Source organism: Victivallis sp. (assembly GCF_048170485.1).
Taxonomy (GTDB): Bacteria; Verrucomicrobiota; Lentisphaeria; order Victivallales; family Victivallaceae; genus Victivallis.
In genome coordinates this window covers 1-15,662 of sequence record NZ_DBEXAY010000078.1, presented here as the reverse complement: position 1 = coordinate 15,662, position 15,662 = coordinate 1, and the positions used below count along the sequence as shown (strand labels likewise).

Annotated in this window: 11 protein-coding genes; 10 read left to right on the top strand and 1 reads right to left on the bottom strand. The window is 57.7% G+C overall.

Annotated elements, in window-relative coordinates:
- The first annotated feature begins 86 nt into the window (after nucleotides 1–86).
- The 10 genes from ACMLHG_RS04255 to ACMLHG_RS04210 all read left to right on the top strand — a co-directional run bounded on the left by ACMLHG_RS04255 (nucleotide 87) and on the right by ACMLHG_RS04210 (nucleotide 13,377).
- Nucleotides 87–1,115: a hypothetical protein gene (locus ACMLHG_RS04255; RefSeq protein WP_417169671.1), complete on the top strand. Its 1,029-nt coding sequence runs from the start codon at nucleotides 87–89 to the stop codon at nucleotides 1,113–1,115.
- Nucleotides 1,116–1,197: 82 nt separating this feature from the next.
- Nucleotides 1,198–2,487 (top strand): glycoside hydrolase family 28 protein, encoded by a 1,290-nt coding sequence (locus tag ACMLHG_RS04250; RefSeq protein ID WP_295808388.1) that lies wholly within the window; start codon nucleotides 1,198–1,200, stop codon nucleotides 2,485–2,487.
- Nucleotides 2,462–2,605, top strand: a complete 144-nt coding sequence (locus tag ACMLHG_RS04245; protein ID WP_295808386.1) for a hypothetical protein — start codon at nucleotides 2,462–2,464, stop codon at nucleotides 2,603–2,605. The genes ACMLHG_RS04250 and ACMLHG_RS04245 overlap by 26 nt, the downstream gene beginning before the upstream one ends.
- A gap of 3 nt (nucleotides 2,606–2,608) precedes the next feature.
- Nucleotides 2,609–3,409 (top strand): prepilin-type N-terminal cleavage/methylation domain-containing protein, encoded by an 801-nt coding sequence (locus tag ACMLHG_RS04240; protein WP_417169670.1) that lies wholly within the window; start codon nucleotides 2,609–2,611, stop codon nucleotides 3,407–3,409.
- A 22-nt stretch (nucleotides 3,410–3,431) separates the two neighbouring features.
- The gene (locus tag ACMLHG_RS04235) at nucleotides 3,432–6,038 is read left to right on the top strand and encodes a hypothetical protein (protein WP_417169669.1); all 2,607 of its coding nucleotides are present in this window, start codon (nucleotides 3,432–3,434) and stop codon (nucleotides 6,036–6,038) included.
- Between the two features lie 224 nt (nucleotides 6,039–6,262).
- Nucleotides 6,263–7,828: a sugar-binding protein gene (locus ACMLHG_RS04230; RefSeq protein ID WP_417169668.1), complete on the top strand. Its 1,566-nt coding sequence runs from the start codon at nucleotides 6,263–6,265 to the stop codon at nucleotides 7,826–7,828.
- Between the two features lie 324 nt (nucleotides 7,829–8,152).
- On the top strand, nucleotides 8,153–8,812 hold the full coding sequence (locus ACMLHG_RS04225; protein WP_294436500.1) for a redox-sensing transcriptional repressor Rex: 660 nt from the start codon (nucleotides 8,153–8,155) through the stop codon (nucleotides 8,810–8,812).
- Between the two features lie 59 nt (nucleotides 8,813–8,871).
- Complete coding sequence (locus tag ACMLHG_RS04220; protein ID WP_294436499.1) at nucleotides 8,872–9,387, top strand: complex I 24 kDa subunit family protein; 516 nt, start codon at nucleotides 8,872–8,874, stop codon at nucleotides 9,385–9,387.
- Between the two features lie 27 nt (nucleotides 9,388–9,414).
- Complete coding sequence (locus tag ACMLHG_RS04215) at nucleotides 9,415–11,319, top strand: NADH-quinone oxidoreductase subunit NuoF (protein WP_295808375.1); 1,905 nt, start codon at nucleotides 9,415–9,417, stop codon at nucleotides 11,317–11,319.
- A gap of 30 nt (nucleotides 11,320–11,349) precedes the next feature.
- Nucleotides 11,350–13,377 carry an NADH-dependent [FeFe] hydrogenase, group A6 gene (locus ACMLHG_RS04210; RefSeq protein WP_295808373.1) on the top strand — a complete coding sequence of 676 codons (2,028 nt, stop codon included), beginning with the start codon at nucleotides 11,350–11,352 and terminating at the stop codon, nucleotides 13,375–13,377.
- 377 nt (nucleotides 13,378–13,754) lie between these two features.
- On the opposite strand, the gene ACMLHG_RS04205 is transcribed toward ACMLHG_RS04210, so the two are convergent.
- On the bottom strand, nucleotides 13,755–15,614 hold the full coding sequence (locus ACMLHG_RS04205; protein ID WP_417169667.1) for a hypothetical protein: 1,860 nt from the start codon (nucleotides 15,612–15,614) through the stop codon (nucleotides 13,755–13,757).
- Nucleotides 15,615–15,662: the final 48 nt, after the last annotated feature.

Below are 15,662 nucleotides of genomic sequence, written 5' to 3'. Positions count from 1 at the left end.
CTCTTGACTTTTTTTTATTTTATTGTATAATTAAAAGCAAGAGGCCCGATTGGTGGCCCGATATTGATGCGGGGGTATGGAAAATCATGCTTTCAGCGACCGGGAACAAGCGAGACAGCGCACGGATGCGTGTCCGGCGTTATGTGATGGATCTGATCTATCAATGTGCGGGGGAATCGGTACGCCTCCCTTCCAACAGGGATTTGGCGCAGGAGCTTGGAATTGCCCGCAGCACCACCCAGCTTGAATTGAAACTGCTGTTGAAGGAAGGATTCCTGGTCAGCCGCCGCGGAATCGGTACCTTTACCGTTCCGACGGCAAGACGGGAGAAATATCAGGCTCCCCTGATCGGAATTCTCGACGGCGACGGCAAGATTATTTACGAACCGTACTACCGCTTGACTCTGGGGGCGCATGTTGCGATGGAGGCGGCTAAAATGCCGGCAGTGATCCAGCAGATCCACCTCTTCTCCGAATGTGAAAATGATCTCGTTGAAGAACTGCGAAGCATCTGTTGCGATGTGCTGGTTTGCATCGCTCCTTTTGAAAAACAGCTCCCTCTTCTCCGAAAAATTCAGCAATACCGGCCGGTCATCACGGTGGATGTCGCCTTCCCCGGCCTGACGGGAATTGAGCTGGACCGGTATCGCAAAGGACGTGTTCTCGGGGAGGCACTTCTGGCGGAAGGACGCAGGAAGGTGCTGTTTATTCAGACCAGGCGTTACCATGATACGACCTTTCGCGGCTGCCGGGATATCTTTGCGGAATCGGGAATTCACATTCCCGACAATCATTTTTTTCTGAATGATCTCGAAGGATTCGAACAACTTCTTGAAACCGGATTCCGTCCGCAGGCAATTGCGCCGGCCCTGGAATACTTCGCGCCGATCATCAATCTCATGCGCAAATACGGGATTGACCTTCAGGAAGAGTGCCGGATCGCCACCTTCATGTTCAAGCCGGATAATGCACCGGGACCAGTTATGCTGTTTACGTTCCCGTTTGAGGAATTCGGGAAACAGGTTGTGACGCAGATCCGGAAACGTCTCGCCGATCCGTCGCTCCCTCCTGAACACATCATGTTCGATTATGATTATAAAATGAGCATTGTCTGACGTGGGAAATGCCCTTTGCCCGGGCAACGGATTGACGGAAAATGTTGTGCTGCATGTGACGGGAACGAAAGGAGGATCGACTATGGTAAATGTCAAGGACTTCGGAGCTGTCGGTGATGGTTCGGCAAATGATACGGCCGCGATTCAGCGGGCGATCGACAGCGGCGGAATCGTGAGGATCCCCCGGGGAGTCTATGTGACCGGAACCCTCTACCTGAAAAGCAACGGCGGACTGCATCTGGAAGCGGGAGCGGTTTTGCGGGCGAGTCATTCCCGGGCCGATTACAACGCGGACGATTTCTGTCCTCAAAATGCGGTGTTTTCAGCGGAGTCCGTAACCGGCGCGCATCTGATTGTTGCTGTGGAGCAGGAAAACATCTCCCTTTCCGGCGAAGGCTGCATCGACGGCGATGCGCTTTACTGGATGACGGAAAAGTGGGGATGGCATCTGAAAAGCAATCCCGAACGCCCGGGGCAGATGATTTTTTTTGCCGAGTGTCGGGGGGTCCAGATCCGCGATCTCTCCCTGAAAAATGCTTCCTACTGGCATCTGTTTCTTCATGGCTGCGAAGAGGTGATCGTTTCGGGCGTGCGGATCAGCGGGCATCCGCTGGTAATCAACAACGACGGAATTGATATCGACTGCTGCCGCAACGTCGTCGTTTCCGGCTGTCTCATCGATACTGCCGATGACGCGCTCACTCTGCGCGCCGGAGCCGCGCGGCTCCGGCGGCCGAAGGCGTGTGAAAACATTGTGATCGGCAACTGCATTCTCCGTTCCGGATTCGCCAACGCCATCCGGGTCGGAGTTGGTTCCGGCGAGATCCGAAATGCCTGTTTCAGCAATATCATGATCCGGGAGGGGACACGGACCGGTATCTGCTTTGTTTCCATGTACAATCCGAAAAAAAGCGGGGTCCGCTGTATTTCCGATCTGCAGTTCGACAACATTCGGACGGATGCGTACCGTCCCTTCAACATCAAGCTCCTGAATTCGGAGGAAATGCCTCCGCCGGCAGGGGTGATTACACAGCGAAACATCGCCTTTTCCAATATCTTTGGAACTGCCTCCGCCACCTCGTATCTCATCGGATGCGAAAACGGAATTCTTGAGAATATCCGGTTCAAGAATGTGGAATTCCGGTACAGCGGTCCCGGCGAGGCTCCCCATGTCGATGCAAACGGCAAGTGGGGCCGTTCTTCAAAAGACTGTGCCTTTTTCGTCAAACATGCACAGCATGTCACATTTGATGATGTCCGTATCCGCTGGGAAGGCGATGATTCCGGCTGGAAGCACGAACTGGAGTACGTCGATTCAAAAAATGTCTCTGTCCGGAACTGTGTATTTGAAAAAGGGATTTGTGAAAGCTGATCGCCTGTTTACATTTGATGGTACGACAAGAGGAATGAGCGAAGAAGAGGAAATCGATGTCAGCCTGGTTCATAAATTTTCCGGTGGCGGATATAAAACAGAAAATGGAAGGAGATGAATCATGTCAAAAGAGCAAATTTTGTTCTGCAGGAGAGCAACTTTTACACTGATAGAACTTCTTATCGTAATTGCTATTATTGCAATCTTGGCTGCATTGCTTCTGCCCGCCCTGCATTCCGCGCGGGAGAAAGCCAAGGGCATCCAGTGCGTGAACAATTTGAAGCAGCAGGGAATCGGCATGGGACAATATCTGGTGGACAGCAGCGGTTTCGTCACTGCGCCGATTCCGGCGAAATCGACCAATTATATCCATACAGATTTCTCCTCCGTCGACTATCAGGGGAACAGCTGGGATATGATCTGGGGAAGCTATCTGTACAGCATTCCTAATCGGAAATACTACTGGACTTTGAACGGAAAATGCAAAAACTTCATCTGTCCTTCCGACCGGACACAGCTTTCCAATTCGGGATGGAACCGGCTGAGCTACGGGATCATCGTTCCGTGGATGGCGTTCGTGAGAGGGATGGGCAACACGCAGCCGAAACGACTCTCCTCCCTTAAAAATACCTCCTCTTATTATCTCGTTGCGGAAACTGATTATGAAAGCAATCAGCAGGCAAATGAGCATTTCAAAGAAAGTTACATGGGGTGGTTTTACGGCAGATGCTATTCCTGGCTCATCAATTCCAATGATATCGGGCCGAATCACTCCGGAGCCGCAACATTCCTCTATGCCGACGGACATACCGCCATGAAAGTGGTATGGAACGGAGGACCGAAAAACAAGATCCTGATCCTGGCCAGTTATACCGGCAAGGGATTCGACGAGGCAATTAACAACGCAAGAGACATCGACTGACAAATTACAGAAAGGAATTTTCATGACTCGGATACAAAGAACTTCGGCAGCAGTCCTGCTCGTGTTGCACCTGATCCTTTTCGCAACTGCCGCGGAGGAGCCGCCGTTTACATACAACGGCTGGACTTCCGGAAATTTCTGGGGAGGAGGATACGTACAGAATGTCGTACTCTGTCCTTCGAAGCCAGACCGCTGTTACGCCTATATCGACATGGCGGGAGTTTACCGCAGTGACGACAAGGGGAACACCTGGCGCATGCTTCACGGCGCATTCCCGAACGGGGTAGGATATCAGATTCGCGGCCTTTCCGTCGATCCCCGGAACGCGGATCATTTCATCACAGTGGTCAGCTGCAGGCAATTTGGGAAAGGTTTTCTGCTCGCCAGCTGCGATGGAGGAAAGACGTTCCGAATTGTCGGGAGAATCCATACCGACAACGGCATGCGGCGGACAACCGGTTTCATCATCGACCGCAATCCGCAAAATCCCGATGAGATCATGGTCGGAGGAAACGACGGTGTTATGAAAAGCTCCGACAACGGAAAAACCTGGAATTCCATCTGGACTCATTCTCTGAATCCGACGGATCTTCGCTACGACAGAACCAATCCCAGCCGGATCTGGCTCTGCTCACCTCTTCTTGCCAGATGGAAGGCTCCGTCAGCTTTGTGGAAGCAAAAGTTCGACGTTGGATTTTTCCGGACGGAAGATGGCGGGAAAACGTGGGTGAAACTTTCATCGGAATCGCCTTCTGAACTTGTTCAGAGCTGTTCCAACCCCGGAGAACTTTATGCGCTTTTCAATTACGAGACAGTCAAACGCAGTACCGATAACGGTAAAACGTGGACGGATTATTCCAGGGGATTGAATAAAGAGACTGTCAAGTATCACGATAAATACTGCAACAAAAACATCTACACGGCGCTCGGCGCCGGAAAAGATTTTCTTGTTGTCGCCAGCACGCTCAAAGACTTTTATCGACTGGATCACGGCAGTGACGAGTGGAAGCGAATCGACATCCGGAAGGTGGATCCCCGGGATTATCTTGGTGCGCACATTATCGATGATCATGCGTTCAAGGCGACCGGAAGCATTACGATTGATCCATACGATCAGAATCACTGGTATGCAACTGATTTCTACAATGTTTTACAGACTTTCGATGCGGGTGAGAACTGGATCTGCACCAGTACCGGCATGTCGCAGGTCGTAATGAAAAGTGCGTTTGTACTCCCCGGGACCCGGAATTTTCTCGTTACCTTGATGGATCACTCCTGGTATCTCTCCAAAGACGGCGGAGAGACATTTACGCCGTATCCGGGGTTCGGCTATGAACGTAATTTCTTTCAAGTCGCTCCTTCCGATCCCGGGACTATTTATGCGAGCGGACCGCGGGCATCCACGGTTTCCGTTTCGCACGATGGCGGAAAAACATGGAAAGTTCCGCGTCAGCAGGGACTCCCGAATCGACAGAGATATTACGTGCGCGGCTCCATCGCCGTTGATCCCGCCGATGCAAAAACCGTTTATCTCGCTGTCTCAAATGAATTTGCCGATGGGGAGGGCGGCGGAGTCTATGTCAGCCGTGACGCGGGTGAAAACTGGACGCGGATGAGTGAGGGACTCCCCGATCTGACATATCATAAAGGGAAAGGTTTTTTCGAAAATACCAACGTCTGCGGATATGAATTGGCGGTATCAAAAGCCGGAACGCCTGTCTGCATGAGCATCGTCTACAATCACGTCTGCCGCTGGAATAAAGAAAAAGGCCGCTGGGAAACGGTCCGGAGCGACAAGGCGCAGCCGTGGGGGCTCGCCGATCTTCAGGCAGATCCTTTTTTCAACCGCCTCTGGCTCGCCGCAAGAAAAACCGGCCTCCTTTTCAGCGATGATGACGGCAGAACCTGGGAAAAACTTGAGACCTTCCCCGGAATCGCGGGACGCCTCTATTTTGATCGTGAGAAGGCCGGACGATTCACCGTTTCCGCCAATGAAGGCGTCTATTTCACTGAGGACGGCGGCAAAAACTGGTGGTTCTACGATTTTGATCGAACCGTGCCCGGGCGTTCGATCAATGCGGTCGTGGCCGTCGCGGGCGAAGATCTGCTGCTGGCCACGCAGGAAAGCGGCGTCTTCTATCACCATATCCGGCGGAACCCCGATGGTTCCCCCAAAGGGTTTATTCGGAAAAAAGTGGAAAAAGAAATTCACCGGACTTCCGCATTTTCGACTCTGTTCGGCTGGGGAACTCTTCGGGTCTCTCCCGGAGGGGCGATGTTTGAAACGACCGACGGGAAACATCGGTTTCTGTTCAGTATTCCTGGTGATGGGATTCTCCGCGTGGAATGTTCCAATGCGGAGCGTTACGTAACCATCGGCACAGCTCCGCTCAGTGTGAAAAAAGGGAAAAAATACCGGCTCGAATTTCAGGTACGGGGCGATGTGAAGCTGATCGGTTATTTCAACGATCCTGAACGGCGCAACTTTCTGAATTCACCTTTGAACGCGGAATGGCGGAACTTTTCCCTGGAGGTTGTTCCGCGCTCCGACCGTCTTTCCGTTGCGCTGGTGAACTGGAGGCAGAAAGGATGGTTTGAGATTCGGAATTTCAAACTGTCCGAAGAATGAATACTTCTTTTCTCCGCGTGGCGCTGATCGCCGCATGGGGTTTTATGCGGCGGAGCTCCCTTCGACGTGTCTCACGGCAACTGGCGGGCAGTTTCCCCGGACTTGGAATGGAGCTTCGTTTCCGTTCTGCAACCGGAATCTCTCCGGGAGGGCGGAGCCGGAGCGGAAGAAGGCAGTTCCTCTCTGTCAGTTGCGGTTACACTCCGTTCCGCAGTGTTTATTCGATGAACGCGCTTGCCGGGCAAATCGGCGTGAAGGTGATCAATCTTCCGTCCCCCCGATTCTTCCGGGAACTCTTCCACCCGGGGAACCTTTCGCTTTTCCTTTCGGGATTCAGTGAAGGCAGCGAGGCTTCTCCTCCTTGCCGGTGCACCGGCACGACACCCACCGCCTTCCGCCGGTCGAACCCCGGCCCCGCCTTTCCCGCCGATCGGATGATCCGGGAGTTCCGGGAGATGGTGAACCGTTACGGCGGTGCGGCAAAACCGATCTGGAATACCGAACTCTACTTCACCGCGGATTGGATACGCCCCCGGTTCAGCCCGGACTTCTACCGCGCCGACGAAAATGCGGTCCGCTATCTGACCGATCTGGGCGAAGGGGTGAAGCAGGGAATCTCCATCCACCTGACGACATTCTGGGTGCCGCTCCTCTCGCCGCACATCAAAGTGGGTCCGAACAATCCGGAATGGATTCCCGGGGAGAACGCCGTCATGTTCAACGCGCTGGCCCGCTGGTTCGAAGGGGCCGAGCCGCTGGCGAAGTTCCGCCTGGAACCGGATACGGTCTGCTACGTCTACCGCCGCAGAGATCGTTCGCTCATTGCGGCGGTCTGGAATTACGGCCGCCTCTCCGGACTTACGCCGGGATGGCGGAACATCCGGGTGATGGATCTGTACGGCAATCCGCTCACTCCGGCGGAGGCGGCGATCTCATCTGCTCCGCTGTTCTGCCTGCCGGAAGGAATCGGCGAATCCGAGTTCCTGAAGCAGTTGAAACAGACCTCGCTGGAGTGGAAACAGCCGTTCCGGCCCGCACAGGTGGTCCGCAAGGTGGGCGATACCCGCTGGATCACGCTTCGGAACCGTTCGAAGAAAGCCGCTTCCTGCACGCTTCGGTTGAACGGCGGCAAAGGCGGTGAAGGAAAGGGAACGATCGCCGGAGGCGCGTCGGCCGTTCTTCGGCTCCCCGTCCGGGATGCGGTGCCGGTGACTTCGATCTCCTTCTCCGGCAGCGAAGAACAATTCCCGGTGCGGGAATATGAGAACCCCGTGATTCGGGCGGGAGAGGTTATCCGCATCGCCAGTCCGGATGGCGTACTCAGAGCGAATGGCACGATCGCGGTCCGGGCCGGACGAGCCGTCTGCCGTTTCCGCGTGGAGGATACGACCCGGGCCGGAGTGTCGCCGCTGCGTGCCCCATGGCAGACCGATTCGCTGGAGCTCTTCCTCGACTTCGAACCGCAGAACTTTCCCCTCTCGGGAGCCGAAAACTACACGGCGGAAACCATCCGCCTCTTCCTGCTGCCGGAGGAGCGCGGAGCCGGGCAGTTCGTGCTCGACTCCCTTTCGCTCCGGCGGGAGGAGTTCCGCTGGAGCGTACACCGGGATTCCACCGGATATACGGTGGAATGCGGCTTCCCGATCCGGAAGGGGGCGAAGGTTCTCGGATTTTCCGTACGTGCCAACGATGCCGAGTCTCCCCGCTCCGTCGCGGTTCGTTCCGCTCAATGGGGGAAGGGACCGCTTCACCGGAATCGTTGCTGTTTCGGAATCGTCATGCTACCGTAATTTTCTCTCATTCCGTTTTTCGGTGAAAAATCGATCGTTTCGATAAAAAAGTATCGAAGTGGGCTTGAAAAAGAAGCAGGTCGGGTGTATTTTATAAAACAGTTCGGTAAAAAACTATCGAACCTGTGCCGCGGCCCGGGGATTTCGCCGGAGTTGCGGGAAAACTGAGAGAGTGCGGCAAATGTCGGGTTCCGGACCCGGCGGGTGTTGCCGAAATGCGACTGATGAGCTGACCGGATTCCGGGGAAAGGGGATCCAGGTCGGCTCGTGTCGTGTAAAAGGAATTTATCTGCATCTAATTTTTAGAGAGGGCGGCCCCGATTCATGGCAAATGTAAAAGTCCAGAAACTTCCGACAATCCGTCGTCTGCCCACCTATCTGTACAAGCTCTCCGAAATGCGGAAGGCTGGAATCTCAATCGTCGCCACTCCTGAACTCGCCCGCTACATGAACCTCGGCGAAATCGTCATCCGCAAGGACCTCGCCGTCACCGGCGTCACCGGCCAGCCCGGCGTCGGCTACAAGGTCAAAGAGCTGATCGAGGCGATCAAAAGCTATCTCAACTGGGACAATGCGTCCGAGGCGATTCTGGTCGGCGCCGGTTCTCTCGGCAGTGCCCTGCTCGGCTACGAAGGGTTCGAAGAGTACGGGCTCAAGATCATCGCCGCCTTCGACGCCGATCCCGGCAAGATCGGCACCGAAATCCACGGGCGGAGCGTCTTCGGCGTCGAACGGCTCGAGGAACTCGTCCGCCGGCTTCAGGTCCGCATCGGGATCATCTGCGTCCCGGCCGCCTTCGCGCAGGAGGTGGCCGACGCCATGGTCGCAGGGGGAATCCGGGCGATCTGGAACTTCGCCAACGTGAGTTTGAAAGTTCCGGAAGAGGTCGTGGTGCAGCGCGAAGTGATCGCCGGCGGGCTGGCGGTCCTTTCCGTCAAAATGAACCGGCGTCTCGCCGATCTCGAACAGCAGGACGGCAATTGAATTTCCGATTGAAACAAGAATAGAGCAATCACCCAAATACAAGCAACCAAGGAGCGAAAATGCAGGAAACCATGGAAACCACCCAGGCGATGATCGACCATCTCGCCGCGGTCAACAAGATCCTCGAGAAGTACGGGTACTCGGAAGCGAAGCTGATTCCGATTCTTCAGGAGGTGCAGGCGGTCTACAAGTATCTCTCCCGGGATATGATCAGCTATGTCGCAACCAGCATCGGCGTGCCTCCGTCGCGGGTCTACGGCGTCGCCACCTTCTATGCGCACTTTTCCATGCAGCCCAAGGGCAAGTACATCATCAAGCTCTGCGACGGCACCGCCTGCCACGTCAAGAAATCGCACGGCCTGCTCAACGCGCTCTACGAACGGCTGAATCTTTCGGCGGACAAGCGCACCAGCTCCGATCTGCTTTTCACCATCGAGACGGTCAGCTGCCTCGGCGCCTGCGGCCTCGCCCCGGTGATGGTGGTCAACGACGAGGTTTACGGACAGTGCACCCCGGAGCGCGCGGTGGAGATCGTCGAGAAGATCATGGCCGAAGAGAAAGCCGCGAACAAGTAATCCCAATCCAACAGAGAGCCAGAAAATATGAGCATCGAAGCAAAGAAAACCGTCGATCTTGAGAAAATCCGCGACGATTACAAGGCGGCCGCCTCCAAAATTCAGCGCCGCATCATCATCTGCGCCGGAACCGGTTGCGTCGCCAACGGTTCGCTGGAGGTCCGCGACGCCCTCGCCGAGGCGCTGAAGAAGGCCGGCGTCGACGTCACGCTCGAACTCCGCAAGGAGGAGGAGCACACCGGCACCTATATTTCGAAATCCGGCTGCCAGGGATTCTGCCAGATGGGGCCGCTGCTTCACATCGAGCCGGGCGATATCCTCTACACCAAGGTCAAAGTGGCCGACGTTCCGGAGATCGTCGAACGCACGCTGCAGCGCGGCGAGGTGATCGACCGTCTGCTCTACGTGCACCCGAAGACCGGCGCTCACTGCAAGGGCGACGCCGATATCCCGTTCTACAACCGTCAGAAGCGCGTAGTGCTGGCCAACTGCCGGATCGAGCCGGGCTGTGTGCGCGAATACATCGCCCGCGGCGGTTACTTCGGTGCCCGCAAGGCGATTCTGGAGATGACTCCGGAAGAGGTCTGCCAGACGGCGATCGACTCCGGGCTGCGCGGCCGCGGAGGCGGCGGCTTCCCGACCGGTCTCAAGTGGAAATTCACCCTCGCGAGCAAGAACGATAAGAAGTATGTGATCTGCAACGGCGACGAAGGTGACCCGGGTGCGTTCATGGACCGCTCGGTCATGGAGGGCAACCCCCACGCCGTCATCGAAGGCATGATGATCGCCGCGCGCGGCATCGGTGCCGATGAGGGGTATGTGTACGTCCGGGCCGAATATCCGCTGGCGGTGACCCGCATGCGGGCGGCGGTCAAGGATGCCGAGGAGGCCGGACTGTTGGGCGATCACCTGTTCGGTTCGGATTTCTGCTTCCGGGTCAACGTGATGGAAGGCGCCGGCGCGTTCGTCTGCGGTGAGGAGACCGCGCTGATCGCGTCGATCGAAGGCAAGCGCGGCATGCCGCGGCCGAAGCCGCCGTTCCCGGCCCAGAGCGGACTGTGGGGCAAGCCGACGGTCATCAACAACGTCGAAACGCTCGCGTCGGTTCCCGGCATCTTCTTCAAGGGGCCGGAGCAGTACAAGGCGGTCGGTACGGAGAAGTCCCCCGGCACCAAGACCTTCGCTCTCACCGGTCACGTGGCCAACACCGGACTCATTGAGGTTCCCTTCGGCACCACGCTGCGCGAAATCGTCTACAACATCGGCGGCGGCGTCACCAACAACAAGGGCGAAGTGACCGACGAGGATTTCAAGGCGGTTCAGATCGGCGGACCCTCCGGCGGCTGCCTCACTCCGGAGATGCTCGATCTGCCGATGGATTTCGATTCGCTCAAATCGGTCGGCGCGATGGTCGGTTCCGGCGGTCTGGTGGTGATGAACAAGCAGACCTGCATCGTCAAGATCGCCCGCTTCTTCATGCAGTTCACCCAGAATGAATCCTGCGGCAAGTGCGTGCCCTGCCGCGAAGGCACCAAGCAGATGCTCGCGATGCTCGACGACATCATCGAGGGGCGCGCCGACCGCCACACGCTGGAACTGCTCGAAGAGACCGCGAAGGCGGTTCAGCTCGGTTCGCTCTGCGGCCTCGGCAAGACGGCGCCGAACCCGGTGCTTTCGACGCTGCGGTACTTCCGCGATGAATATGAGGCGCACGTCTTCCGGAAGACCTGTCCGGCGGGCGAATGCAAGGCGCTGGCGCGGCCGGAAATTCTCGCTTCGAAGTGCAAAGGCTGCACCGCCTGCGCCAAGAAGTGCCCGGTCGGAGCGATCAGCGGCAAGGTCCGCGAGGTTCACGTGATCGACGCCGACAAGTGCATCAAGTGCGGCGCCTGCAAGGCGGCCTGCCGGTTCGGAGCGATCATCGGCCTGTAATCAAAACTACCACTGGAGTGAGAAAATAAAATGAGTGAAGTGAAGAATACTTTGACCGTCAACGGCCGCGAGATTGAGATTGCGGGCGAGCGCAATCTGCTCGAGCTCATCCGCAAGGCCGGTATTGACATCCCGACGTTCTGCTACCATTCCGAGCTGTCGATCTACGGCGCCTGCCGCCTCTGCCTGGTGGAGGTTCAGGGGCGGGGGATCATGGCCTCGTGCTCGACCAAGCCGGAACCGGGGATGGTGATTCACACCGATACCCGTGCGATCCGCAACATGCGCAAGATCAACGTGGAGCTCCTGCTCGCCAGCCACAACCGCGAGTGCCCGACCTGCCAGCGCAGTGCGAACTGCACGCTGCAGGATCTCGCCCGCAAGCTCGGTGTGAAGGATGTCCGTTACAAGCAGTCGCTCAAGAATCTGCCGCTGGATGCCTCCAGCCCGTCGCTGGTTCGCGATCCGAACAAGTGCGTGCTTTGCGGCGACTGCGTCCGGGTCTGCTCCGAGGTGCAGAGCGTCGGCGCGCTGGATTTCGCCAGCCGCGGCGCCAATGCCCGTGTGGTTCCGGCGTTTGACAACAACCTCAACGACGTCGAATGCGTCAACTGCGGCCAGTGCGCGCAGGTCTGCCCGACCGGAGCGATTGTGGCGAAGAGCGACGCCGACAAGGTGTGGAACGCGATCTACGATCCGGACAAGGTGGTGGTGGTGCAGGTTGCGCCGGCCGTCCGGGTGGCGCTGGGCGAGCGTTTCGGATTCCCGACCGGGGAGAACGTTGCCCGCAAGATGGTCACCGCGATGAAAATGATGGGATTCGACTACGTCTACGACACCTGCTTCGCGGCGGATATGACGATCTTCGAGGAGGCGACCGAATTCATCGACCGGCTGAGCAACAACGGGACGCTGCCGATGTTTACCAGCTGCTGCCCGGCGTGGGTGAAATTTGCGGAAACCTTCTATCCGGAACTGTTGCCGAATGTGTCGACCACCCGTTCGCCGCAGGCGATTTTCGGTGCTGTCGCGCGGAAGACGCTCCCGGCGAAGCTCGGCGTGAAGCCGGAAAATCTGGTGGTGGTTTCGGTCATGCCCTGCACGGCGAAGAAGTACGAGGCGCAGCTGCCGAAGTTCAGCAACGAGGGCCGTCCGGATGTCGATTATGTGCTCACCACGGTCGAGCTTGCCTCGATGATCGAGTCGATGGGAATCGAACTCAAGGAGCTGGAGCCGGAAGCCTTCGACATGCCGCTCGGCTTCTCCACCGGCGGCGGCGTCATCTTCGGTACGACCGGCGGCGTGATGGAGGCCGCGCTGCGGTTCGCCGTGGAAAAGGTCAGCGGCAAGACGCTCGAAGAGATTGACTTCCGCGAGGTGCGCGGACTTGCTCCGCGCAAGGAGGCGGTGATCGAGGTTGCGGGCAAGAAGTTGCGGATTGCCGTGGTGCACGGTCTCGGCAATGCCCGGAAACTGCTGGAAGACATCAAGGCGGGGCGTGCGGAATTCGACTTTGTCGAAGTGATGGCCTGCCCGGGCGGCTGTGTGGCCGGCGGCGGACAGCCGATTTCGAACGAAGAGGGATTCCGCACCAAGCGTGCCTCCGGCCTCTACGACACCGACAAGGAGCGTCAGGTGCAGAAGCCGCAGGACAACTTCTGGGTGGACAAGTGCTATGCGGAGAGCTTCGGCGGCCGTCCCGGGTCGCATGAGGCGCACACCCGTCTGCACACGCAGTACAAGAACCGCAGTCAGCTTTTCGACGCGAAGAGTCCGATCATGCACTCTCCGGAGGAGGGAGCTCCGACGATCTGCGTCACCATCTGCACGAAGCAGAAGGAGTGTCCGGGGCAGCAGCTGCTGGGCAAGATTGTGGAATTCGTCAAGGAACGCGGACTTACGGAAAAGGTCAACATCGAGGCGGCGTTCAGTTCGCGTCCGGAAGCGGATGGAACCATCGCGGTGACGGTGAGCGACATCGTGATTCCGCGCAACGATTCGGTCGAGCAGACGCTGAAATCGGTCAAGCAGGCGATCGAATCGACGGTGTCGAAATAATTCGATATCGCCAGCGAGCAGAATCCCCCGGGGCGGAAACTCCGGGGGATTTTTTTTTCATCTTGCACTGCGGCGGGCGAACATTACGTGGGCGAGAGGAGGGGGCATCGAGCGGACACTCCCTAGAGTTTCCCCGGTCAACGGTTTCTGTTTCTTCTGGAAAAGGTTGGAACCGTTGGAGCTATTTTTTCGCGGGGAGTTGGAGGCGTCGTATGCCCTTGCACACGATGTTGCCAGGATGGGACACCCCGGAAACGGCAATAGGGAATCGACCGTTTCCGACCCCGACACCCTCGACGGCCGGGGCACACCGACCGGGTTTGCGCGCCCCGGCAGGGACATGGCAGTTCCCCGATGGCGGCCGGAGGCGCGTTGACCTAGCGGTATTGCAGTTCGAACAGGAGGGTCCCCGGGCCGTCAAAGTCGCAGAGAATGCGGTCGCTCTGTTCCGAAGCGATACGGTTGCTGAAGAGCTCCGTCACCTTCGCGGCCTGCCGGGGAAGGTGGATTTCATAACGGCCGGCCGCCGCACTGTGAACCATCAGCAGATCCTCCGAGGCCCAGACCGGCAGCGGAGAATCGCTGTAGAGGTGCACTCCCGCGGAACGGGCGAGATCGCGCAGGATTCCGGGGGTGAGCGCGTCACTCTGCGGACAGCTGGCGGAGAACCAGCTTCCCCGGGAAACCGGGCCTCCCGAGGCGTCGAGGGGGAACCCGGTCAGCTCTTCCATCGCGGCTTCCGACCAGCGTTCCCCGTCGGAGAGACCGGCGCCATGAAGCCAGAGAATGGTCCGATTCTTCCGGAAAAGATATTGCTCCAGCAGAGCGCGCTTCTCCTGCGTCACCTCGTAGAGCGCCGGGAGGATCACCAGCTTGAAGCGGTCGAGGTCCGGAATCCGGGGGAGGTCTGCGAGGGTGTAGACCCGATAGGGCGCTCCGAGACGGTTGCAGCAGCGGAGCAGGGGGGGCATGATTGCTCCGGCAAAACTGTTCTCAGATTCATCGTTCACATACCGGAGGCTGGCCGGATCGACGAAAAGGGCGACCTCCGCATCCGGCTGGCGGTTCCGGTCGGCGAGACGATCCCAGATCTGTTTGAACCGGGCGATCTCCCGGAGGGTTTCCCGGCCGGTGAAGAATTTGCCCCACATGTCGAACCACCAGAGCGAGGTCCCGTGGAAGAGGGAGCGGCAGAATTCGCGCCGCAATCCGGCGATGTCTTCGGTTTCGTTTTTCCAGAGCAGCGGCATCCAGGTGAGTTTGATGTAGCTGGTCAGTTCGAGATTGGCGGTGTGGGTCCTGTGGTCGCATTCGTGCAGATAACCTTTCTTCGCCAGATGGATCGAACCGTTCGGAATCATGAAGCCGCCGCCGCCGCCGAGCTCGCGATCCTGATAGGAACCGGGACTGATGAGAAAATCGATCTGGTCCGAAGCGAGAAGTTTGTCGCAGGCGAGGTGACCTGCCTGAACCAGGCGTTTGGTGCCAAGCTCCAGGACGTAACCGTAGAAGACGCCGATCTCTTTGCCTTCCGGAATCAGGGCGCGGGCCGCCCCGGCGAACCGGAGGATGGAGTCGGCCACCAGTTCACTGTGGAACTGCCAGTAGCGCAGTGCATCGGCGTCCTGCTGCGGGTCGCGCAGTCCGTTGTGGGGGGCGTGGAAGCGTTGCGCGTAGGTGGGAATACACTCTGGCTCCGCTTCGCCGCGGGCTTTGACCCACTCCCGGTAGCGATTGAGTTTCTGGAGCGATTCGCGGCCGTTGGAATAGTCCATCCACTCATCGGTGGTGCCGCAGGCGAGGATGTAGCATTGGATCAAATGGCCGTATTTTTCTTCGGCGTGGCGGATCAATGATTCCATGTAGTTGCATGTCGCTTCGAACCAGGCGGGGGAGGACAGGGCGTCGGTGAGTGAGAGAAAGCTGTCGGCAGGACCGCAGTGGGCGACGTTGAGCCGCCGCACCAGCCAGGAGGGCGAGTTGAGGTCCACCATGCAAAGAATTTCCGGATTCGGGGAGATTTTCTTCACATCTTCGATCTGCTGATCGAACGGGGCGAAGTCGTAGACCTCCGGTGCGAGCCAGGTGGGGGGATATTCTGAATAGGGTTCGCCGAGCGAATTGGTGGTATGAGCGGGGAAAACGCAGAACTGATTGACCCCGGCCGCGTGAAATTCCCGCATGGCATCGAACTCTTTTTGGAAAGAACGGTAGGCGAAAAACGGTTTCCGGTTCATGAATCTCCTCCCGCCAGATGGCAATGGATTTGGTTTTGTTTTATATTA